General features: G+C 62.0%; 22 protein-coding genes. 13 read left to right on the top strand and 9 right to left on the bottom strand.

What is annotated here, in order from left to right; translation table 11 throughout:
- The 4 genes from ABTV87_RS28445 (at window position 1) to ABTV87_RS28430 (ending at window position 3,794) form a co-directional block, all read left to right on the top strand.
- Window positions 1-1,143 carry a uroporphyrinogen-III C-methyltransferase gene (locus ABTV87_RS28445; protein ID WP_007951869.1) on the top strand — a complete coding sequence of 381 codons (1,143 nt, stop codon included), beginning with the start codon at window positions 1-3 and terminating at the stop codon, window positions 1,141-1,143.
- Window positions 1,140-2,378 (top strand): heme biosynthesis protein HemY, encoded by a 1,239-nt coding sequence (locus ABTV87_RS28440; RefSeq protein ID WP_433898713.1) that lies wholly within the window; start codon window positions 1,140-1,142, stop codon window positions 2,376-2,378. The genes ABTV87_RS28445 and ABTV87_RS28440 overlap by 4 nt, the downstream gene beginning before the upstream one ends.
- Window positions 2,379-2,598: 220 nt before the next feature.
- Complete coding sequence (locus ABTV87_RS28435; RefSeq protein ID WP_433898712.1) at window positions 2,599-3,150, top strand: disulfide bond formation protein B; 552 nt, start codon at window positions 2,599-2,601, stop codon at window positions 3,148-3,150.
- Window positions 3,151-3,335: 185 nt separating this feature from the next.
- Window positions 3,336-3,794 carry an Rsd/AlgQ family anti-sigma factor gene (locus tag ABTV87_RS28430; RefSeq protein ID WP_007951863.1) on the top strand — a complete coding sequence of 153 codons (459 nt, stop codon included), beginning with the start codon at window positions 3,336-3,338 and terminating at the stop codon, window positions 3,792-3,794.
- 60 nt (window positions 3,795-3,854) lie between these two features.
- Here the strand turns inward: ABTV87_RS28430 and ABTV87_RS28425 are convergent, their stop codons facing one another.
- A complete protein-coding gene (locus ABTV87_RS28425; RefSeq protein WP_007951860.1) occupies window positions 3,855-4,520 on the bottom strand; it encodes an FKBP-type peptidyl-prolyl cis-trans isomerase in 666 nt (221 codons plus the stop codon).
- Window positions 4,521-4,712: 192 nt separating this feature from the next.
- On the opposite strand from ABTV87_RS28425, the gene ABTV87_RS28420 reads away from it, so the two are divergent.
- Window positions 4,713-5,921: an AlgP family protein gene (locus ABTV87_RS28420; RefSeq protein ID WP_433898711.1), complete on the top strand. Its 1,209-nt coding sequence runs from the start codon at window positions 4,713-4,715 to the stop codon at window positions 5,919-5,921.
- Here the strand turns inward: ABTV87_RS28420 and ABTV87_RS28415 are convergent.
- The gene (locus ABTV87_RS28415) at window positions 5,918-6,379 is read right to left on the bottom strand and encodes a TIGR02444 family protein (protein ID WP_007951857.1); all 462 of its coding nucleotides are present in this window, start codon (window positions 6,377-6,379) and stop codon (window positions 5,918-5,920) included. The genes ABTV87_RS28420 and ABTV87_RS28415 overlap by 4 nt on opposite strands.
- 50 nt (window positions 6,380-6,429) lie before the next feature.
- Here ABTV87_RS28415 and ABTV87_RS28410 point away from each other — a divergent pair, with 50 nt between their 5' ends.
- The 3 genes from ABTV87_RS28410 to ABTV87_RS28400 all read left to right on the top strand — a co-directional run bounded on the left by ABTV87_RS28410 (window position 6,430) and on the right by ABTV87_RS28400 (window position 9,669).
- Complete coding sequence (locus ABTV87_RS28410) at window positions 6,430-8,340, top strand: ATP-binding cassette domain-containing protein (protein ID WP_007951855.1); 1,911 nt, start codon at window positions 6,430-6,432, stop codon at window positions 8,338-8,340.
- A complete protein-coding gene (locus ABTV87_RS28405; protein ID WP_007951853.1) occupies window positions 8,340-8,921 on the top strand; it encodes a mechanosensitive ion channel family protein in 582 nt (193 codons plus the stop codon). The genes ABTV87_RS28410 and ABTV87_RS28405 overlap by 1 nt, the downstream gene beginning before the upstream one ends.
- A gap of 115 nt (window positions 8,922-9,036) precedes the next feature.
- Window positions 9,037-9,669 (top strand): LysE family transporter, encoded by a 633-nt coding sequence (locus tag ABTV87_RS28400; protein ID WP_007951851.1) that lies wholly within the window; start codon window positions 9,037-9,039, stop codon window positions 9,667-9,669.
- Window positions 9,670-9,793: 124 nt separating this feature from the next.
- Here ABTV87_RS28400 and ABTV87_RS28395 read toward each other — a convergent pair whose 3' ends face one another.
- The 5 genes from ABTV87_RS28395 to ABTV87_RS28375 all read right to left on the bottom strand — a co-directional run bounded on the left by ABTV87_RS28395 (window position 9,794) and on the right by ABTV87_RS28375 (window position 14,556).
- Window positions 9,794-10,537 carry a hypothetical protein gene (locus ABTV87_RS28395; RefSeq protein WP_007951850.1) on the bottom strand — a complete coding sequence of 248 codons (744 nt, stop codon included), beginning with the start codon at window positions 10,535-10,537 and terminating at the stop codon, window positions 9,794-9,796.
- Window positions 10,538-10,540: 3 nt separating this feature from the next.
- Window positions 10,541-11,128, bottom strand: coding sequence for a penicillin-binding protein activator LpoB (lpoB, locus tag ABTV87_RS28390; protein ID WP_007951848.1), 588 nt, complete (start codon window positions 11,126-11,128; stop codon window positions 10,541-10,543).
- A gap of 36 nt (window positions 11,129-11,164) precedes the next feature.
- The gene (locus tag ABTV87_RS28385; protein WP_007951846.1) at window positions 11,165-11,539 is read right to left on the bottom strand and encodes a YcfL family protein; all 375 of its coding nucleotides are present in this window, start codon (window positions 11,537-11,539) and stop codon (window positions 11,165-11,167) included.
- A gap of 15 nt (window positions 11,540-11,554) precedes the next feature.
- Complete coding sequence (locus ABTV87_RS28380; RefSeq protein WP_085606055.1) at window positions 11,555-12,949, bottom strand: COG3014 family protein; 1,395 nt, start codon at window positions 12,947-12,949, stop codon at window positions 11,555-11,557.
- A gap of 206 nt (window positions 12,950-13,155) precedes the next feature.
- Complete coding sequence (locus tag ABTV87_RS28375; protein WP_433898710.1) at window positions 13,156-14,556, bottom strand: COG3014 family protein; 1,401 nt, start codon at window positions 14,554-14,556, stop codon at window positions 13,156-13,158.
- Window positions 14,557-14,754: 198 nt separating this feature from the next.
- Between ABTV87_RS28375 and ABTV87_RS28370 the strand changes: the two genes are divergently transcribed.
- The 4 genes from ABTV87_RS28370 to ABTV87_RS28355 all read left to right on the top strand — a co-directional run bounded on the left by ABTV87_RS28370 (window position 14,755) and on the right by ABTV87_RS28355 (window position 18,920).
- Window positions 14,755-15,468 (top strand): cysteine hydrolase family protein, encoded by a 714-nt coding sequence (locus tag ABTV87_RS28370; RefSeq protein ID WP_433898709.1) that lies wholly within the window; start codon window positions 14,755-14,757, stop codon window positions 15,466-15,468.
- Between the two features lie 8 nt (window positions 15,469-15,476).
- Window positions 15,477-16,376: a LysR substrate-binding domain-containing protein gene (locus ABTV87_RS28365; protein WP_433898708.1), complete on the top strand. Its 900-nt coding sequence runs from the start codon at window positions 15,477-15,479 to the stop codon at window positions 16,374-16,376.
- Between the two features lie 86 nt (window positions 16,377-16,462).
- Window positions 16,463-18,361, top strand: coding sequence for an FTR1 family protein (locus ABTV87_RS28360; protein WP_433898707.1), 1,899 nt, complete (start codon window positions 16,463-16,465; stop codon window positions 18,359-18,361).
- A gap of 103 nt (window positions 18,362-18,464) precedes the next feature.
- On the top strand, window positions 18,465-18,920 hold the full coding sequence (locus ABTV87_RS28355) for a YaiI/YqxD family protein (protein ID WP_085746828.1): 456 nt from the start codon (window positions 18,465-18,467) through the stop codon (window positions 18,918-18,920).
- A 141-nt stretch (window positions 18,921-19,061) separates the two neighbouring features.
- Here ABTV87_RS28355 and elbB read toward each other — a convergent pair whose 3' ends face one another.
- On the bottom strand, window positions 19,062-19,730 hold the full coding sequence (elbB, locus tag ABTV87_RS28350; protein WP_258712585.1) for an isoprenoid biosynthesis glyoxalase ElbB: 669 nt from the start codon (window positions 19,728-19,730) through the stop codon (window positions 19,062-19,064).
- 116 nt (window positions 19,731-19,846) lie between these two features.
- Between elbB and ABTV87_RS28345 the strand changes: the two genes are divergently transcribed.
- Window positions 19,847-21,082, top strand: coding sequence for a sterol desaturase family protein (locus ABTV87_RS28345; RefSeq protein ID WP_375744417.1), 1,236 nt, complete (start codon window positions 19,847-19,849; stop codon window positions 21,080-21,082).
- Here the strand turns inward: ABTV87_RS28345 and ABTV87_RS28340 are convergent.
- Entirely contained in the window at window positions 21,063-21,719 is a 657-nt protein-coding gene (locus tag ABTV87_RS28340; RefSeq protein ID WP_085606041.1) for a DedA family protein, read from the bottom strand. The genes ABTV87_RS28345 and ABTV87_RS28340 overlap by 20 nt on opposite strands.
- Window positions 21,720-21,724: the final 5 nt, after the last annotated feature.

Genomic DNA, 21,724 nt, shown 5'->3' with positions numbered 1-21,724 from the left:
GTGAGCGAAACAGCCTTGCCTAAAGATGACGTTCAACCTGTGATCGATGCACCGGTTGATGCACCGCCACCGGCCGCGGAACCGCGCCGAGGCAACGGATTGGCCATTCTCGCGCTGCTGCTCGGCGCCGCCGGTGTTGCGGTGGGTGGCTGGGGTGTGTGGCAGGTACGACACCTGCAGACCAGCACTCAGAATCAGTTGAGTCAGGTTCAGGCGTTGAGTGATCAGGCTCAGACTCTGAAGCTCAACGAGCAACGACTGACCGAACGCCTCGGGCAATTACCCGGCGCCGATGAACTTGCCGATCGCCAGCGTCTGGTGTCGCAACTTCAGGGCGATCAGCAACGCCTCAATCAACGTCTGGAAACCGTCCTTGGCGCCAGCCGCAAGGACTGGCGTCTGGCCGAGGCCGAGCACTTGCTGCGTCTGGCCAGCCTGCGTCTTTCCGCCCTGCAGGACATCAGCAGCGCCCAGGCGCTGGTCCAGGGTGCCGACGAAATCCTGCGCGAGCAGAATGATCCCGGCTCGTTCGCCGCCCGCGAGCAAGTGGCGAAAACCCTGGTAGCGCTGCGCAGTACCGCGCAGCCGGACCGCACCGGGCTGTTCCTGCGACTGGGCGCCTTGCGTGATCAGGTCGTCGGCCTCACCGAGCTGGCGCCGGAGTACAAGGATCGCGGTGATTCGCTGCTGGGCCTGACCTCCGATGGCGACGGCGCCAGTCGCTGGGCGCAGTGGTGGGATCAGATCTCGCGCTACATTCGCATCGATTTCAACGCTGACAAAAACGTCCGGCCGCTACTCGCCGGCCAAAGCCTGAGCCAGGTGCGTCTGGCCCTGAGCCTTGCGCTCGAACAGGCGCAATGGGCCGCGCTCAACGGTCAGGCGCCGGTGTACACCCAGGCCTTGGCGGAGGCGCGTGACGTACTTACAGGCAACTTCAATCCGGACAACCCGCAGAGCAAAATCATGCTCGAGCAGGTCGCGGAATTGAGCAAGCAACCGGTTACCGTCAACACGCCGGATCTCGCCGGGACGTTGAGCGCGGTGCAGGCTTATCTGGAGCGCCGCAACGTCAACGCCGAAGACTCGGTGAAACCCTTCGCCAAACCGGCCGCCAGCACCGCGCAGGAGGCGACACCATGAAGCGCCTGTATGTGATCGTGTTTCTGGTGATCGCGGCAACGGCGGCTCTGGGCCTGGCGATTGCCGAGCATTCCGGTTACGTGCTGGTCGCCTACAAAAGCTTTCGTTATGAATCGAGCCTGTGGGCGACCCTGGCGGTGGTCGCGGTGCTTTGGCTGCTGGTCTGGGGCATCAAGGCGCTGGTCGAACTGGTGCTGACCTCGGGCGGTGTGGTCAATCCATGGTCCCGTCGCAACCGCAGCCGTCGCGTGCAAGTAGCGATCGAGCACGGTCAGCTCGACCTGGCCGAAGGTCGCTGGGCCAGTGCTCAGCGTCACCTTTATCGGGCCGCCGAAGCCGAGCGTCAGCCGTTGCTCTATTACCTGGGCGCCGCCCGCGCCGCCAACGAACAAGGTAATTACGAGGAAAGCGATCGCCTGCTGGAGCGCGCCCTCGAGCGTCAGCCGCGGGCCGAGCTGGCGATCGCCCTCAGCCATGCGCAACTGCAAACCGATCGTGGCGATACCGATGGCGCGCTGGTCACCTTGCAGGCGATGCACGAACGCCATCCGCACAATGCCCAGACCTTGCGCCAGTTGCAGCGACTGCATCAGCAGCGCGGTGACTGGTCGTCCGTGATCCGGCTGTTGCCGGAGCTGCGCAAGGATAAAGCCCTGCCACCGGCCGAACTGATCGAACTCGAGCGTCGCGCCTGGGGAGAAAACCTGTCCCTCGCGGCCCAGCGTGAAGAGGATGGCGCCGTCGGTTTGCAGTCGCTCAACCGGGCCTGGCAGCAGCTGACGTCTGCTCAACGCCAGGAGCCTGCGCTGGTGCTGGCCTACGCCGAGCAACTGCGTCAGCTGGGCGCTCAGGTTGAAGCGGAAGAAGTGCTGCGCACGGCGCTAAAGCGTAAGTACGACAGCCATCTGGCGCGTCTTTACGGTCTGGTGCGCGGCAGCGATCCGGCGCGTCAGTTGCAGACGGCCGAAGGTTGGCTTAAGGATCATCCGGGCGATGCCAGCCTGCTGCTGACGCTGGGACGTTTGTGCCTGCAGGCCAGCCTGTGGGGCAAGGCGCGGGATTATCTGGAAAGCAGTCTGCGAGTGCAGCGCAATCCGGAAGCGTGCGCCGAGTTGGCGCGTCTGCTGGCTCAGCTGGGTGACACCGAGCGCAGCAATCTGCTGTTCCAGGAAGGTCTCGGCATGCTGGATGAACGACTGCTGGCTTCGCCATTGCCCGTAGCCGTTCGGGCGTGATCAGGAAGGGGGAGCATGCTCCTCCTTTTCTTTCCCGGTGACTGAATAGTTACCGGCAAATCCCCTCCCGAGCAAAGTCCTACAGAGGGTTACACCGAATCCATCGGTGCCTGTCGGGATTTCCCTACACTTCTGCTGAAGTGTCGCCAGTGACCTGCCTTGAAAGCCCGAGGCCCTTTCCTCTACCGTAACTGCCTGTCTTTATTGTTACGGATAAGCCATGTCGTTGGCCTGCTCACGCTCCCTGTTCTTTATGGCTTTCACTGCGGGGATTCTGGCCCTGGGAGCTTCTTATTACCTCGAATACGCGGTCGGTCTGGTGCCTTGCAGTCTGTGTCTGGTCCAGCGTCTGTTCATGAGTGTCCTTACCCTTTTTTGTGGTGTGGCTGCGATCCATGGACCGCAACGTGTCGGTCTGTCGCTGTATTGGACGATGGCGTTGCTGACCAGCCTTGGCGGAATGACGGCGGCGTGGCGGCAAGTGCTGCTGCAAAGTGATTCTCTGCAAAGGCTGGCGCATTGCGGGCCCGGGCCGGAAGAAATATTCAGCAGCCTGCCGTGGTTATGCGCACTGATGCGTATGTTCAATGACACGGCCGATTGCGCGGAATTGTCCTGGACGCTGTTCGACCTGAGCATTCCGGAGTGGAGTCTGCTGTTTTTCGTGGGGATGTCGATCCTGGCTGTTTACCAGTTGCTGCGGCAGGTCTGGATGGCTTTGCAGCAACCGCTCAGCGGCCAACCGTCGCACCCGGTGCTGGTCAGGGATTAAACACTTGTATGAACTTTCTCTCCTGCGTACCTTGAAGCCATAGGCGTGCGGGCATAATCTGGCCCGCACGTGTCATTGGAATTGTGTTGCTCGATGACGCTCTGCCTGGCCGCCTCTCAAAGCAATATTCACAAGAAGGGGCGCGGGTGTAGAGCAGCATGACCCACAAGGGAAGAGAGATCGCCATGCTCGAAAGTTGTCAGAATGCTCAGGAACGTTGGGGTGGAGTTCATCTGCTGATCGACCGCTGGCTGCAGGAGCGTGAGGAATTGATCGCTGCCTATGACAAGCTGGGCGCCAAACCTCAGGCGCTGTCCGAGGATCGAAAGCCCTTGCAGGAGTTCTGCGGCGTGCTGGTCGATTACGTCTCGGCCGGGCACTTCGAGATCTACGAACAGCTGACGGGCGAGGCCAAGGCCTTCAACGACAAGCGCGGCCTGGAACTGGCCGAGACGATCTATCCGCGGATCGATGTCATCACTGAAAAGCTGCTCGCGTTCAACGACCTTTGCGATGAAGGCAAATGCGTTGCGGAGAAATTCAAGGAGCTGGGCGGCCTGCTCCACGAACGCTTCGAACTGGAAGACTGCCTGATCGAAGTGCTGCACACCGCACACAAGGAAGAGGATTCGGTTCAGGCCTGAATCGAACCTCGCAAGAACCAGAAACGGTGCGCCCCAGGCGCACCGTTTTTTATTGGGCGATCAACTGGTCGCGCCGCGCAATTCCACTTCGAACACCAGCGGTGTGAATGGCGCGATCAAGTCGCCGGCACCGTCGGCGCCGTACGCTTGATCCGATGGAATCACCAGACGCCATTTCGCGCCGACCGGCATGTTCTGCAACGCGGTGCGCCAGCCAGCGATCACGCTGTCGAGATTGAACCACTGCGGCTGGCTGTTCTGATCGAACACGGTGCCATCCGGCAGTCGGCCGATATACAGCACCTGCACTTTTCCATCCGGGCCGGCCTTCGTGCCGTTCCCCGGCGCAAGCTCGGTCAGCAGGATGCCGTCGGCCAACTCCTTCACACCCGGTTTGGCTTTTTCGGCGGTGAGAAAACGTCGCTCGTTTTCCATCGCCGCTTCAGTCGAAGGCATCGCCGCCTGCTCGGCTGTCTGCGATTCGTGATCGGCGAGGATCTGCTCGATGCGTGCTTCGCTCAATGCCAGCGGCTTGCCTTGATAGGCCTGTTGCAGGCCTTCGATCAACGCCTGGATCTGGAGCTGCGGCACTTCCTGACGCAGCCGTTCACCGAGGCTGGCGCCGAGGCTGTAAGCCAGATCATGGGCATCGTTCGCGGTGGTTTTTTCGTCGGCCTGAGCCACGGAAAAAATCATGCAGAGGGATAAAAAAAGGTAGCGCGACATGGGCACTCTCCGTCCTGAATTGCGGTGGATTATGCCAGCGCGAACGTCTGCAACGGTGAACTGCTTTTGCCAATGCGCAGAAGTTTTTCGCAAGCCTGCAACCGAGTGCTTTCGATACTGTCAACATGCCCTAGCGGCGGTAGCAGCAGAGGTCTAGTATGAGCCGCACTCACGTCAGCCAGGAGGTAAACCATGTCGGCCACCAAGAAGCCTGTAAACACTCCGTTGCATTTACTCCAACAACTCTCGGGCAGCCTGCTCGAGCATCTGGAAAACGCTTGCTCCCAAGCCTTGGCTGATGCTGAAAAACTGCTCGCCAAACTGGAAAAGCAACGCGGCAAGGCGCAAGAAAAACTGCACAAATCCCGCACCAAATTGCAGGACGCAGCAGCAGCCGGTAAAGCCAAGGCGCAGACCAAGGCCAAGGCTGCCGTGAAGGAACTCGAAGACCTGCTCGATGCGCTGAAGGATCGTCAGTCCGATACCCGCAGCTACATTCTGCAACTCAAGCGCGATGCCCAGGAAAGCCTGAAACTGGCCCAGGGTGTCGGTCGTGTTCAAGAGGCTGTCGGCAAGGCGTTGTCCCTGCGTTCGGCTAAACCTGCAGCGGCGCCTGCGAAAAAAGCGGCCGCCAAACCTGCTGCAAAAGCACCGGCCAAATCGCCTGCTAAAGCGCCAGTGAAAGCCGCTGCTAAACCAGCCGCGAAGAAACCCGCAGCCGCCAGCGCTGCCAAACCTGCGGCTAAAACCACAGCGGCCAAACCAGCTGCCGCCAAGCCGGCTGCTGCAAAACCAGCCGCCAAACCTGCGGCGAAAACCGCTGCTGCGAAAGCGGCTCCGGCGAGAACTGCCGCTGCAAAACCAGCTGCCAAGCCAGCCACCAAAGTGGCCGCTAAACCGGCAGCAAAACCAGCCGTTAAAGCCGCCGCTAAACCGGCCGCCAAAACTGCTGCTGCCAAGCCTGCGGCGAAAGCCGCTGCCAAACCGGTTGCTGCCAAACCTGCAGCCAAAGCGGCGGCGAAACCAGCGGCCAAGCCTGCGGTAAAAGCTGCGGCCAAGCCTGCTGCAAAACCAGCGGCCAAACCGGCCGCCGCCGCGAAGCCTGCAACGACCGCCGCCAAGCCAGCGGCCGCTGCCAAACCGGCCGCCAAGCCAGCAGCGAAACCTGCTGCAAAACCAGCAGTGAAAAAACCTGCCGCTGCCAAGCCGGCTGCCGCCAAGCCAGCAGCAAAACCAGCTGCAGCAAAACCTGCCACTGCGCCTGCTACCAAACCTGCAGCGCCGGCAACTCCGGCTCCGGCCGCAGCACCGGCATCCGCCGCCACTACCTCGACCACCACAACCACGCCATCCCCGGCGCCGGTATCGAGCGTCGCCAGCAACCCGTCCAGCGCTTCCTAAGCGCCGGTCGCCGCGACGCGCAGCACTTGCAGCGCGTCGCGGTTCAGGTTGGCCGCAGGGCCGGCCAGCACTTCCAGCCAGTCACTCGATTCCTTCGAATTACGCTTCCAGCCCTGCGCGGCACCTTCAAGTCGTGACAGCAGCGCACGCTCCGCCTCCAGCTCCAATCCCTTGATCTGCTCGCGCATACCCTTGAGTACCGGATCGGTGTCGGCCAGGGTTTTCCACTGCATGCGCAATGCGCGTAACGGCTGCACCACTTCCCGGTCCCAGGGCTCTGTCAGTTCCAGAAGCTGTCGCGCACGCGCCTCTTCACAGGTCGCATCGCGTTGTTCCAGCCATAAACCGCACAGCATCAGGCACACGTTGGCCCCCGCCGATTGCAGGCGCAGGCAGGCATCCTCCACGCCGGGACGGGCGTAGACGGCAAGGGCAAAGCTCCACAGGTCAGAGGACATCGTGCTACTCGCGCCAGTTGCGGGGGAAGCTGGTAGACTCCGCCGCCATTATGATCCGACTTCAGAACCTGACTTTACAGCGTGGCCCGCAACGTCTGCTAGAAGACGCCGAGCTGACCCTGCACGCCGGCCACAAAGCCGGCCTCATCGGTGCCAACGGCGCCGGCAAATCCAGCCTGTTCGCCTTGCTCCGCGGTGAGCTGCACCCGGACTCGGGCGACTGCCTGCTGCCGGCCGACTGGCGTATCGCCCACATGCGCCAGGAGGTCGACACGCTCGAGCGTCTGGCGGTCGACTATGTGCTCGACGGCGACCTGCGTCTGCGCGAAGTGCAGCGTGAGCTCGCAGCGGCCGAAGAGGCCCATGACGGCACCGCGCTGGCCCGCCTGCACGCCGAACTCGACAGTGCCGACGGCTACACCGCCGATGCGCGGGCGCGCAAGTTGCTGGCCGGCCTCGGTTTCACCAACGAGCAGATGGATCGTCAGGTAGGAGATTTCTCCGGTGGCTGGCGGATGCGTCTGAACCTTGCGCAGGCTTTGATGTGCCCATCAGACCTGTTGCTGCTCGACGAACCGACCAACCACCTGGATCTCGACGCCATCATCTGGCTCGAAGAGTGGCTGAAAAGTTACCCCGGCACCTTGCTGCTGATTTCCCACGACCGGGACTTCCTCGATGAAGTGGTCGACCACGTGGCCCACGTCGATCAGCGCAAGCTGACGCTCTACCGGGGTGGCTACACCGCGTTCGAACGCGCCCGTGCCGAGCGTCTGGCCCAGCAGCAACAGGCCTACGAGAAGCAGCAGGCGCAGCGTGCGCACATGGAAAGCTACATCGCCCGGTTCAAGGCCCAGGCCACCAAGGCCCGTCAGGCCCAGAGCCGGATCAAGGCCCTCGAGCGCATGGAAGAACTGTCGGCGGCCCACGTCGATTCGCCGTTCGACTTCGTGTTCCGCGAGTCGACCAAGATCTCCAGTCCGCTGATCGACCTGTCCGACGCGCGCCTGGGTTATGGCGAGAAAACCGTGCTGGAGAAGGTCAAGCTGCAACTGACCCCCGGCGCGCGGATCGGCTTGCTCGGCCCGAATGGCGCGGGTAAATCGACCCTGATCAAAAACCTCGCCGGTGAGCTCGAACCGCTGGCCGGGCGCCTGACTCGCGGTGAGAACACCGTGGTCGGCTACTTCGCCCAGCATCAGCTCGACTCGCTGGACTCCAAGGCCAGCCCGTTGCTGCACTTGCAGCGTCTGGCACCGACCGAGCGCGAGCAGACCCTGCGCGACTTCCTCGGTGGTTTCGACTTCCGTGGTGCGCGGATCGATGAGCCGGTGCTGAATTTCTCCGGTGGCGAAAAGGCCCGTCTGGCTCTGGCACTGATCGCCTGGGAACGGCCGAACCTGCTGCTGCTCGACGAACCCACCAACCACCTCGACTTGGAAATGCGCCTGGCGCTGACCATGGCGTTGCAGGAATTCAGTGGTGCGGTGCTGGTGGTTTCCCACGATCGGCACCTGCTCAAGAGCACCACCGACAACTTCTTCCTGGTCGCGGACGGCAAGGTCGAGGAGTTCGATGGCGACCTCGAGGACTACGCCCGTTGGCTGGTCGAGTACCGTCAGCGTAACGCCCCGGTCAGCAACACACCGGTCAACCCGGACAAGACCGACAAGAAGGCCCAGCGTCAGGCTGCCGCTGCGTTGCGTCAGCAACTGGCGCCGCACAAGCGCGAGGCTGACAAGCTCGAAGCCGAGCTCGGCAAGCTGCACGAGAAGCTGGCGAAGGTCGATGCCAGCCTTGGCGACAGCGACATCTACGAGCCGGCGCGCAAGAACGAATTGCGTGACCTGCTGGCCGAACAGGCCAAGCTGAAAGTCCGCGAAGGCGAACTTGAAGAAGCGTGGATGGAAGCCCTGGAAACGCTGGAAAGCATGCAGGCGGAGCTGGAGGCGTTGTCCTGATGGACGCCTTCAAACTCCCATTGCCAGCGATGTGGGTCGAGCCGATCTGGCTCGGCGTGCAGATTCTGCTGATCCTGCTGGCCGGCTACTTCGCCCAGCGCGTCGTCGCCCGATTCCTGACCCGCCTGGGCGAGAAGTATCCGTTTCCGCCGCAGCTGCTGATGCCGCTGCGCGGCGGTCTGCGCTGGTTGATCATGGGCAGTGCGCTGATCTTCGTGCTGGAGCGCCTCGGGGTCTCGGCCACGGTGCTCTGGACTGCGTTGTCGGGCTTCGTCGCGGTGGCGGCGGTGGCGTTCTTCGCCATGTGGAGCGTGCTGTCGAACCTGCTCTGCGCGATTCTGATCTTCACCGTCGGCCCGTTCCGCCTTGGCGACGTGGTCGAACTGGTCGACACCACCGACAAGCCGGGCGTCAAAGGCCGGGTGGTGGCGATCAATCTGCTCTACACCACCTTGATCGAGGCTGAAGAGCTCGGCACCGGCAGCGCCATGGTGCAAGTGCCCAACAGCCTGTTCTTCCAGCGCTCGGTGCGACGCTGGCGCGGCACGGATATCTTCCCTTCCAGCGGTTTCGAAAAGTGATCGGACGCCGGCCACGTTGGTCGGCGGTCGCAACATCCTGCAAAAAATCGGTAGTCATCCAGCCAAATCCGCATTAGCTTTGAGGATTGTCACGAGTCCGAAGTCGAGGTGTGCGATGGAGCTTCAAACATGGCTGGCGTTTTTTGCCGCCTGCTGGGTGATCAGTCTTTCTCCGGGTGCCGGCGCGATTGCGTCGATGTCCAGCGGCCTGCAATACGGTTTCTGGCGCGGCTACTGGAACGCCCTGGGCCTGCAGATCGGCCTGGCTGTGCAGATTGCCATCGTCGGCGCCGGTGTCGGCGCGATCCTCACCGCTTCGGCCACCGCGTTCCATGCGATCAAATGGTTCGGTGTCGCCTACCTGGTTTATCTCGCGATCAAACAATGGCGCGCACTGCCGATGGACATGAGTGACGACGCGGCCGTTCGCCCGATCGGCAAACCGCTGGCTCTGGTGTTCCGTGGCTTTCTGGTGAACATCAGCAACCCCAAGGCGCTGGTGTTCATGCTCGCGGTGCTGCCGCAGTTCATCAATCCACATGCACCGCTGCTGATCCAGTACGTGGTGATCGGCGTGACCATGATCGCGGTCGACCTGATCGTCATGGCCGGCTACACCGGACTGGCTTCGAAGGTGTTGCGCCTGTTGCGTACACCGACCCAGCAGAAACGCATGAACCGCACGTTTGCCGGGCTGTTCATTGGCGCGGCGGCGTTCATGGCGACGTTGCGCAAAGCGGCCGCATAAAGCGTACAGGCACAAAAAAGGCGACCTTCTCAGGTCGCCTTTTTTTTGTGTCTGGAACGCAGAGCGTCCCGGGCTGCATTCCCACGCGGACGGTTCGACGCCTCGACGTGGGAACGATCATCGGTCAGTGAAGAATCACCGGCGCCGTATCACGCGGCAGATTGTTGCGCTGCTGCGGTTCGCGCGGCTGCTCGTAACCGCCACCACCGAGCTGCATGCTCAGTTGTCCGGCCACGTCTTCGCCCAGTGCCTTCGACACGTCACGCACCACCCGTGGGCGGTTGAGTGAGATCTTGATGTCGCGGTGGTTCACCAGTTTGGTGTCCTGCGCCTCACCCATCGCCGTGAAGGCCGAGGTGATTTCGTAGGTCTTGGTGTTGATCAGGCTGAAATCGGCCACCAGCGTCAGGCCCAGTACTGCCGAATAGCTGTCGGTGTGCGCCAGCTCGTTCATGTCCTGGGTGAAGTCGATGTCCGACACGGTGCCGAACAGCACGTAGTCGGCACCCTTGAAGTTGCCGGCCTTGATCCGCTTGATCACATCGTAGATGTCACCCTTGGACGACGCCGTGTACGGTGTGCCCTGAATCAACTGGAACATGCCGGTACGCAGGATTTCACCTTTGATGTCGCCGGTGAATTTACGCAGCTCGGCCTGCTCGATGTAGCTGGTGTTGGCTTCGAATTCGTCGTAGCTCGAAGAACCGCTGGAGCTGTAGTAGCCCTCGCGGTAGTTGTTCTTCGACGAAACGATGTGGATGTATTGCTCCACACGTTCCTGGTACGCCAGATCCGTCACCGCGACTTTCGGGGCCGCTTGCACGCTGAACGCGCAAGCCAGGGCCATCATGCCAATCCATGCGCGCATCGATTAACGCTCCGTGGTTTTGCGGATCTCTTTCTCGTCCATCCACTCGGCCAGACCGCTTTCAACGTCGATCAGTTGCAGGCTGAATTTGTAGAAGACGTCCTTGTAGTCGCTGCTGCGCTTGACGATCGAGCTGATCGAACCTTCAAGACGGTATTTGGCGGCGATCATGTTGCCAGTCTTGGCCACGGTGCTCTTCTTGTACAGGCCGCTCTGGTTTTGCAGCTTGAGCTGGTCGACCTGGCTCTGCATCGCGGTGTTGTCGCTGGCGAAACGGGCGGTGCCGGACTTCATCAGCTGGGTCTTGATGCTGGTGGTGATTTCGCGGGTGTCGATGTATTCGCTGGTCTTGTTCTTCACGTCGTAGACCTGCACCACAGGGCGACCCTGCAGGATGCCGGACTGGGCCAGGGAACGGGTCATCGACTCGGCGATCATCTGCAGGTCGGTCGAACCGAACTCGTTGGTCACGGTTTCAACGGCCTTGGTGTCGCCGTAGCTGATGTTCTTGCTGCCCAGGGTCGGCGAAGTGTTGGCGCAACCGGAGGCCAGCAGGGCGAGGACGGCGATGAAGGAAAAGCGTGCAAACATGGGAATGCTCTCTGAATCGGGAATAGGGTGTCGGGCTTAAGGCGTCTTGAGTTCCAGACGGAAATCCACGGCTTTCGGCGTCGGGGCGATGCCCTGGATGAAGCTGGTCTGGGCGCCGTACATCATCTGGCTCTTCCAGACTTCTTCTTCGGCGACCGGGAAACCTTCCGGCCCGAGCCAGGCGAAGCGGTAGTAGAACGTCTTGTTGCTGTTGAGGGTGTTGCTCAACTGCACGTTGACGGTCATGAAGCCGTTTTCACGGGCCACGCGCATCGCGCCGACCACGATGTGTTTCTGCGGGCCCATGGCCACGACCTTGCTCGCGGCACTGCCCGGCTCAGGTGGTGGCGGGGTGGCGCAGCCGCTCGCCAAAAGGGCGAGGGCGGCGACGGCGATGAGTTTGAAGCGCATGCAAAGACTCCGTTCTTAAGGTTGTTTGAGGCTGGCCACGGCGGTGGCGCCAGCACTCGGGGTAACGTGGGCGGCGAGGCCTGCGGCGAATACCTGATTGCCGACGGCGCGCAGGGTGATCACCTGGTAACGCTGATCGACGGTCACCTTGACCTGAGAACCACCAACGGCGCTCGGCAGAGTGACTTGGTGCTCGCCTTTCTTCAAGCGCAGACGTACCACTTGTGTGGTGTCCGGCAGGGTACGCCACGTACGGGTATCGGCACCTTCGAGCACAGCTGAAGAAATACCGACCGCCAGGCCCGCCAGCGGGTTGGTTTCGTTGATCTTCTTCTGCGCCACACCTTTGGTGATCGCACGCACGGTGGTGCGCAGGATGATCCCCGGCATGTCATCGCGCAGGGCGCGGCGGGACATGGCGGTGGTGCTGTTCAGTGCGGTCAGGTCGACCTGTTGGCCATCGACACCGATCTGCGCGAATGTCGCGGTGGAGGTGTCAGGTTTGATGATCGGGAACGACAGCGGAGTGATTACTACGTTGTTGGAGATCGGCAGCGGCAGTGGCACGCGGATCGAATCGCGGGCCGGCGCCAGACCGCTTTGCACCACGATCAGGATGTCGCTGTCGTCGCTCTTGACCGGCTTGTCGAGGTTGACCAGCGCCTGCTCCAGCAGGGGAGTGTTCGGGCGCAGTTCGGCCGCCTTGCGATAGCCCGGCGCAGCGAGGTCTTTCTCGCCCAGGGCTTCATAGACGAAACCGGCCAGGTAATGGCTGAACGCACTCTGGTAGCTGTTTTTCAGGCCGACCACTTCCGGGGCGTCGAGGCTGGCGACCGGGTAGCCCTGCAAGTCCTTGTATTCGGTCTTGATGCCTTCTTTCTCGGCTTCCTCTTCGCTCTTGAGGTATTCCTTGTCGCGCAGGTCGGCGATCACCGCTTCACGTTCGTGAGTCTTCTTGATCGCGGTGCGGGCGCCGTCGAAATCGTTGACCGCCAGCAGGTTCAGGGCCATCTGCGTGGTCAGCATGACTTTTTCGTAGTCGTAGCCTTCGTAGCGGCGCACCTTGTCGTTGACCAGGAAACTGCCGAACTGGGCCAGGTACTTGTCGGTGTCGAGCTTGACCGAGTCTTCCCACTTGCCCACCACCTGGTCGGCGCTGGTCCAGGCATTCTGGCTGCCGGACAGATCGCCCTTGGCGCGCAGCAGCTCACCCTTCTCGAAGTAATAGAGCAGGTCCTTGTCCGGGCCGGTGTTGTTTTTTTCCAGCAGGGTCAGGGCGGCGTCGACGTTGCCGGTGGCCAGTTGCTGGTTGGTCTGGGCCAGTTCGGAATCGTAGTTGCGAAACGCCGAACAGCCGGACAGCAGGGTGACAGCGCTGAGCGCGATCAGAGTGGGAGCGCGGAATGCCATGGGGTACTTCTTCCATGAGTAGCGACAGCCTCGGGTGCGGGTCGGGCTGCTGGGACCGATCGGCAGTGGCGCTGGCCTCCTGCCAATTCCTCATAACAAGAGGAGCTTTAATGCCGCATCGCGATAGCGCGGGCGCGGCATTATAAGCGGGCGGTGCTGGCTATGTAATAGCTTTTTAATTGCACCGGTTAGTTAGGTGCCATTACTTATTTCAGGCCGGATACCACGCGGCTTTCCGGCGATGTGGAGGCCTGGAAAGCGCTGCCGTTGGCATAGATTCTGTCGCCCAGGGCGCGCAGGCCGATGATCTGACGATCCTGATCGATGCGTATTTTCAGCGGTGCGACACCGGGTGCGGTAGGCAGATTGATCATGTGCTCGCCTTTCTTCAGCCGCAGGCGCACTACCTGGGTGAGGTTGGGCAGGGTGCGCCAGGTGCGGGTGTCTGCGTGCTCGAATCCATCGTAATGGGTCACATAGGACGCCTTGGCCGGGTTGCGCCGATTGTCGGTGCCCTGGACGTCTGCCGCCAGGAACGCGCGATACGTGGTGCGCTGGATGATCCCGGGCATGTCGTCACGCAGAGTGCGCAAGGACATGTCGGTAATGTTGTTGACCGTGATCAGCTTCTTTGGACGACCGTCGAGGCTGATCTGATTGAAGGGTGGGGTGGACGTGTCGGGCACCATCACCGGAAACGACACATTGGCCACGATCACCTGACCGTCCTCAAGCTTCACCGGATACGGCACTCGCACCGAACTGCGAGCCGGCGCCAGCCCGCTTTGCACGATGATCAGCACATCGCTTTCGTCCGCCTTGAGCCCGGGGCTGTCGAGGTCATGCAATGCCTGTTGGAAGAACGGCATGTCAGGACGCAGTTCTATGGCCTGACGGTAACCGGGTGCGGCCAGATCCTTTTCACCCAGGGCTTCATAAGTGAAGCCGGCCAGATAGTGGCTGAACGCACTTTGATAGCCGTTCTTCAGAGCGATGACCGCCGGCGAGTCCAGCATGACCACCGGGTAACCTTGCAGATCCTTGTAATGAACGCGCGCGCCCTGGGCCTTGGCGGCATTTTCAATGCGCTCGTATTCCAGTTCTCGTTGCCGGGCGATCAGGGTTTCGCGCTCGTGGGTTTTCTTGATGTCCGCACGGGCACCGTCGAAATCATTCACGGCCAACTGGTTCAGGGCCATCTGCGTGGTCAGCATGACCTTTTCATAGTCGTAACCATCGTAGCGACGAATCTTGTCGTTGATGATGCTGCCCCATTGATTGCCCAGGGCGGACAGCAACTTGTCGCCGGTGGTTTCTATGGTGTCCTGACGCTGGATCACCATCTGTTCGGCGCTGCGCCAGGCGACCTGACTTTGCGGCAACTCCCCGGCAGCGCTGAGTACCGCGCCTTTCTCGAAGTAATACAGCAGGTCTTTTTCTTCATCCGGGTTATGCGCCTCGATCAGGGCCAGCGCACCGTTGGTGTCGCCCGCTTTCAACTGATCGGTGGTCTGTTGCAGTTCCAGATCGTAATTGCGGTAGGCCCCGCAACCGCTCAACTGCAAGACGATGCTGAACAACAGGGAAAACAGCAGGCAATGGCGCATGGCGAGGGGTTCTTCCTTGAACAGAAGGGCGGCTGAAGTGGCGCATTATAGTGGGAGATGATGGCTAATTGCCGGGCAGATTTTTTCACATGGTCTGTGCAAAAGTTGCACAGATCATGTGCCAATACTGCCGTGGTCAGGCCGTTTGCGGATTCCTAGACTTGGCCGACTTACACGCCTCTCTACAGGAACCGCGCCATGACTCTCTCGCAAACGTATCGCTGCAGCTCAGTTTTCAGAATCCTGTTCGCCAGTCTTGGTCTCGCTGCGGTCAGCAGTGCGATGGCCAGTACTGCACCGGATGCTCATCCAACCATTCGTGCAATATCCGGCGCGGTGCGGATCGAGCGCCTCGACCCGAAGACCACCGCGCTGGTGGTGATCGATTTCCAGAACGAGTACTTCAGCGGACGCCTGCCGATTCCCGACGGCATCGCGGCCATGAACAAGGCCCGCGAGCTGATCCGCTTTGCCGATCAGGCGAAGATTCCGGTGTTCCAGGTTCAGCACGTCGCGCCCGCCGGCTCGCCGGTGTTTGCGCAGGGCGGCGAGACCGTGAAGTTTCATCCGCTGATGCAGCCGAGGGCGCAGGATCACGTGCTGCAAAAGTCCACGGTCAGCGTATTCGCCAGCACTGACCTCGATCGCCAGCTCAAGCAGGCCGGCATCAAGACCGTGATTTTCGCCGGGCTGATGACCCACGCCTGCGTTGCCGGCGGCGCCCGGGACGCTGCGCCGTTGGGCTATCAGGTCGTGGTAGCATCCGACGCTTCGGCGACCCGGGCGATCACCCGCGTCAACGGCGACACCGTCGACAAGGACAGCCTGCACCGCGCGGCGCTGGCCGAAATCGAAGACACCTTCGGTGACGTCATGACCACCCAGCAGATCGTTCGCCTGCCACTCGACTGAGGGCTTCGATGAATCAGCTGTTGGCCATGCGCGCGTTCCGTTGCATCGTCGAGTGTCGCGGCTTCACTGCCGCCGCCGAGCGGCTCGACACCACGCATTCGACGATCTCCCGCCAGCTCCAGCAACTGGAGGCAGAACTCGGCACCCGCCTGATCAACCGCAACACCCGACGGTTCAGCCTGACCACGGCGGGGCAGCAGTATTACGCAGCGTGCGTGGACATTCTCGACCGCCTCGATCAGGCCGCGCTGGCGGTCGGGCAGGCCCGTGAAACCCCCAGTGGACTGTTGCGCATCAGCGCGCCGGTGGTGATCGGCACGCTGGAACTGGCGAGCTGGCTGCCGGCGTTTCAGCAGCGTTATCCCGAGGTTGAGGTCGATCTGTCCTGCGATGACCGTTTTGTCGACCTGATCGCCGAAGGCTTCGACGTGGCGCTGCGTATCTGCGGGCCGCTGGCGGATTCATCCCTGGTGGCGCGTCTGCTGACGGTGTCCGAGATGGTGCTGGTGGCCTCGCCGACCTACGTCGCGCGACACGGTCTGATCCGCCAGGTCAGTGAGCTGGCCGACCATCAATTGCTCGCGTTCGCCGGCGGTGGCGACTGGTCGTTGACCGATGCGCGCGGGCTGACGACAGCGGTGCGTGCCCAGGGGCGGTTCAAGGCGGACTCGATCAGCTCGCTGCATGCGGCGACGCTGGCCGGTGTCGGCATTGCCGCGTTCACCCGGGCCACGGTGCAGGACGATCTGTTGCATGGCCGGCTGGTGCAAATCCTGCCCAACTACAGCCTCGGCCAGCGGCATTACTACGCGCTGTATCCCCACGCCCGGCATGTGGCGCTGAAGGTGCAGGTCTTCGTCGAATTCATGGCCGAACACTACCGCAAGGCGAGTGCACCTTTGCGCTAAAACCCGTCGGGCCGCCAAGAAAGCTTGAGGGAAACGCGCTCGACGTGAACAATATGTAACTTCGCATTTCCACTTGAGACTCATTCATGACTGCCGCGTCCCGATTTCTGGCCTGGCTGGTGTTCCCGTTTTGCGCCCTGAGCAGCTTCAATCTGCTGGCCGACACCGTGGAAGGCGCGCCGCAAGCGCTGCACCTGCTCGATTACATCAGCGCCGATTACCCGCCGACGGTAGAGGCAGGCAAAGTCATCGACGACGGCGAGTACCGCGAGCAGCTGGAATTCACCCAGGTGCTGCAAGGGTTGATCGCCGGTCTGCCGGCCAAGCCTGAGAAAGCGGCGCTGGAACAAGGCGTGACTGCCTTACACGCCGCGATCACGGCGAAACAGGACGGCGCGGACGTCGCCCGTCAGGCCCGGCAACTGGGGGCGAAACTGGCGGTGGCTTATGAAGTCAGCCAGGCCCCGATCATCACGCCTGACCCGACCCGTGGTGCGCCGCTCTACGCGCAAAACTGCTCGGTGTGCCACGGCGATGCGGGTGCCGGCGACGGCCCGGCGGGTCTCGGCATGACGCCGGCGCCGGCCAATCTGCGCGACGCTGCGCGGATGGATCACCTGAGCCTGTACGCGATCTACAGCACTCTCGGTCAAGGCGTCGAAGGCACTGACATGCCAGCCTTCGCCGATCAGCTGGATGACCGTCAGCGTTGGGATCTGGCGACCTACATCGCGCAGTTCAGCGCCGATCCGGCCACGGCCAAATCCGACAAGACCTACAACATCGCCGACCTGGCCCGCCAGACCCCGGCCGAAGTGCAAGCTGCCGAAGGCGCTGAAGCCGCCGCGATCTTCCGTGTCCAGCGGGCGCAGCCGCCGCAGATCAAGCGCGGCCCGGCGCAGTTGCTCGACTACACTGCCGCAACTTTGGACAAGAGCCTGGCGGCGTACCGCGCCGGTGAGCACGATCAGGCCTATGACCTGTCGGTGGCGGCGTATCTGGAAGGCTTCGAACTGGTCGAAAGCTCGCTGGACAACGTCGACGCCAACGTGCGCAAGGACACCGAAAAATCCCTGATGGCTTATCGGCAATCGCTGCAGGACGGCTTGCCGGTGGAGCAGGCCGAACAGCGTCTCGACGCGGCCAAGGCCAAACTCAAGGAATCCGCCGGCCTGCTGGGCAGCGATGGTCTGAGCTGGTCGCTGAGCTACATCTCCGGGCTGCTGATTCTGCTGCGCGAAGGTCTGGAAGCGATTCTGGTGCTGGCGGCGATCCTCGCGTTCCTGCGCAACACCGGCCAGCAATCGGCGGTGCGCAGCGTCAACGTCGGCTGGGGGCTGGCGCTGCTCGCCGGCCTCGGCACCTGGGCGCTGGCGGCGTATGTGATCGATGTCAGCGGCTCCCAGCGTGAACTGTTGGAAGGCGCCACGGCGCTGTTCGCCAGCGTCATGGTGTTGTGGCTCGGCGTGTGGATGCACGACCGTCGGCACGCGGCGGCCTGGCAGGATTACATCAAGCAAAGTTTGGTTGGCGGAGGCGGGCGTTTCGGGTTTGCGATTCTGGCGTTCTTCTCGGTGTACCGCGAGCTGTTCGAAGTGATCCTGTTCTACGAAACCCTGTGGCTGCAGGCCGGTCCCGCCGGGCATAACGCGGTACTCGCTGGCGGCGCGACGGCGCTGGTGCTGCTGTTCGGTCTGGCGTGGGTGATCCTGCGCGGCTCGGCGAAACTGCCGCTGACGCTGTTCTTCAGCATCAACGCAGCGCTGCTCTGCGCGTTGTCGGTGGTGTTCGCCGGCCACGGCGTGAAGGCGTTGCAGGAAGCCGGGATCTTCGGCACCCGACCGGTGGCGTTCTTCGATTTCGACTGGCTGGGGATTCACGCCGATGCCTATTCGCTGACGGCGCAGGCCGTGGCGATTGCGGCGATTATCGTGCTGTATGGTCGTAGCTGGGTGGCTGAAAAACGTAGGGTGACTGCTGCTTAAAGGCATTCGCTGCGCTCATATTCGCGAGCAAGCTCGCTCCCACAGGGTTGGTGCGTAATCTGTGGGAGCGAGCTTGCTCGCGAATTTTTTGGAGGTAGAAAACATGCGCGTATGGATCGATGCCGACGCCTGCCCGAAGATGGCCAAGGAGCTGGTGGTCAAGTTCGCTCTCAAGCGCCGCTTCGAAGTGGTGCTGGTGGCGGGGCAGCCGCAGAGCAAACCGGCGCTGGCGATCGTCAAGCTGATCGTGGTGCCGAGCGGCCCGGATGCGGCGGATGATTATCTGGTGGAACACGCGGTGCCGGGCGAACTGGTGATCTGCAGCGACATCCCGCTGGCCGACCGGTTGGTGAAGAAGGGCGTTGCAGCGCTGGACCCGCGAGGCAAGGAGTTCGACGCGCAGAACATGGGTGAACGGCTGGCGACACGCAACCTGTTCACTGACCTGCGTGAACAGGGCCAGGTCAGCGGCGGCCCGGCGCCGTTCGGCGACCGGGAGAAGCAGGCGTTCGCCAATGCGCTGGACCGGATCCTGACACGGCTGGCGCGCCAATCCTGAGTTGATTGATCGTTCCCACGCTCTGCGTGGGAATGCCTCTCGGGACGCTCCGCGTCCCAGCCTCACCGCCGATGCAAGGCAGACGCGGAGCGTCCAAGGCTGCATTCCCACGCGGAGCGTGGGAACGATCGCTATCGCCGGTCAGGCGTCGTTTTCGTGGGTCAGTTCCAACACCCGATCCACCAGCTTGTTGATCCCCGAAGCCGCCTCGCTGATCGTCTGCGCCAGCATGTAGGCCGGGGTGGTCACCAGTTTGCGTGCCTTGTCTTCGATGATGTCGGTCACCGCGCAGTCTTCGTGGGTGGCGCCCATCTTGTTCATGGCGGCGGCCGTGTCGGTATCGTTGCCGATGGTGCAGGTCACGCCCGGGCCGTAGATCTTCGCGGCCAGCGCCGGCGAGATGCAGATCAGGCCAACAGGTTTGCCCGCTTCGGCAAAGGCTTCGGCCAGCGCCAGCACTTCCGGCTGTACGGTGCAGCCGGCGCCTTCGATGGCGAAGTTCGACAGGTTCTTCGCCGCACCGAAACCGCCGGGCACGATCAGCGCGTCGAAGTCCTCGACATCGGCCTCACGCAGATCCTTGACGTCGCCCCGGGCGATACGTGCCGACTCCACCAGCACGTTGCGCGATTCGGGCATTTCTTCACCGTTCAGGTGGTTGATCACATGCAATTGCGCAATGTTCGGGGCGAAGCACTGCACCTGAGCGCCGCGCTGGTCGAGGCGCAGCAGAGTGATGACGCTCTCGTGGATCTCGGCGCCGTCGTACACGCCGCAACCGGACAGGATCACTGCAACTTTTTTGCTCATGGGTTTCTCTCCAGATTCATGGCGTTAAATGTCCACTAATTTGTCGTTCGTTGCCATAGGGTCTAGCCCCGGCTACACCTAGGATCTGTGCACACGGATCTCGATCAGGGCGCGTCATGAACTTCATTCTGTATGCGGTGCCTTTTTTCTTCGTATTGATTGCGGCTGAGCTCATCGCCGACCGCTGGCGCGGGGTGAGCAACTATCGCCTAGCCGATGCGGTGAACAGCATCAGCACCGGGGTGTTGTCGACCACCACCGGCCTGTTGACCAAGGGTGTGGGCCTGGTGACCTACGCGTTTGCCCTTGAGCACCTGGCGCTGGTCAGGTTGCCGGCGGACAGCGTCTGGGTCTGGGTGTTTGCCTTTGTCCTCTATGACTTCTGCTATTACTGGCTGCATCGCATGGGTCATGAACGCAACATCCTCTGGGCCGCGCATTCGGTGCATCACCAGAGCGAGGACTACAACCTTTCCACGGCCTTGCGCCAGACCAGCACCGGGTTTCTGCTGGGCTGGATTTTCTACCTGCCGATGGCCGTGCTCGGGGTGCCGCTGCTGGTGTTCGTCAGTGTCGCGGCGCTGAATCTGCTGTATCAGTTCTGGGTCCATACCCGGCACATTCCCAAGCTCGGCTGGTTCGAGTGGTGCTTCGTCACGCCGTCCAATCATCGGGCTCACCATGCACAGAACGCTCTCTACATGGATCGCAACTACGGCGGGGTGTTCATTATTTGGGACCGTCTGTTCGGCTCGTTTCAGGAAGAGGACGACAACGAGCCGGTGATTTTCGGCGTGACCACGCCGCTGGCGAGCTGGAATCCGTTGTGGGCCAACCTGCAGTTTTACGCGCAGCTATGGGATGACGCGCGCCGGGCCGAGCGCACGTGGGACAAGATCCGGATCTGGTTCATGCGCACCGGCTGGCGTCCGGCAGACGTCGCGGCGAAGTACCCGATGAGCAAGCCGGACCTGAGTCAGTTCCGCAAATTCGAAGTGCCGCTGGACAGTCGTCAGCAGTGGTACGTGGGTTTGCAGTTCGGCGTTTATGTGGCGCTTGGCAGTTATCTGCTGAATCTGGAACGCAGTCTGCCCACCGGCGCATTGCTGCTCGGCTGGGGCGCGATGGCGTTCGGTTTGTTCGTGTTGGGCGTGGCCCTGGAGAATCGCCCGTGGGCGGGCAGGCTGGAAGTGCTGCGGCTGGCATCGAACCTGCCGCTGGTGTGGCTGGCGCCGCTGGTCGGACTCTGGTCGGCCAGCCCGGGGATGTGGGTCGGCCTGCTCAGTTACAGCCTGCTCAGCGGCATCGGGCTGTATTGCTGCCGCCAGAGACTTACTCGGCTGGCGTCTTAGGGTCGGCGGCCTTGGCCATTTCGGCTTTGTGCCGTTCGGCCTTGGCCAGTTGCTCGGCCTGCTCTTCCTCGTAGACCTTTTTCGCCAGCCGGGCATTCTTGAACCGGCGGCGCAGCCACAGGCCCAGGCCAAGCACCAGCAACGCGCCCAGTACCCACAATTCATACTTCTTGATGCTGCCGAGCATGCCTTCGAGCACGGCGCCGAAATGGTAGGCGGCAGCGGCCAGGGCGGTGGCCCAGATCGCAGCGCCGATGCCGTTCAGCAGCAGATAACGTCCCGGCGGATAGCCCGACAGGCCGATCGCCACCGGCATCACCGTGCGCAGGCCGTACACAAAGCGGAAGCTCAGGACCCAGATGTCCGGGTGCTTGCGGATGTGTTCCAGCGCGCGGTCGCCCATCATCTGCCAGCGCGGTTTGCGCGCCAGCAACTTGCGCCCGTGCTTGCGGCCCAGGAAGTACCACAGCTGATCGCCGGCATAGCTGCCGAAGAACGCCACGACCACCACCAGTTTGATGTCCATGTATTCACGGAACGCGAGGAAGCCCGCGAGCACCAGGATGGTTTCGCCTTCGAAAAACGTGCCGAGAAACAGGGCAAAGTAGCCGAAGTCATGCAGAAATTGTTGGAGCATTGTCT

Origin of the sequence: Pseudomonas sp. PSE1(2024), assembly GCF_050990555.1 — a bacterium.
Lineage (GTDB): Bacteria > Pseudomonadota > Gammaproteobacteria > Pseudomonadales > Pseudomonadaceae > Aquipseudomonas > Aquipseudomonas aphyarum.
This window is presented reverse-complemented; position numbering and strand designations above follow the sequence as displayed.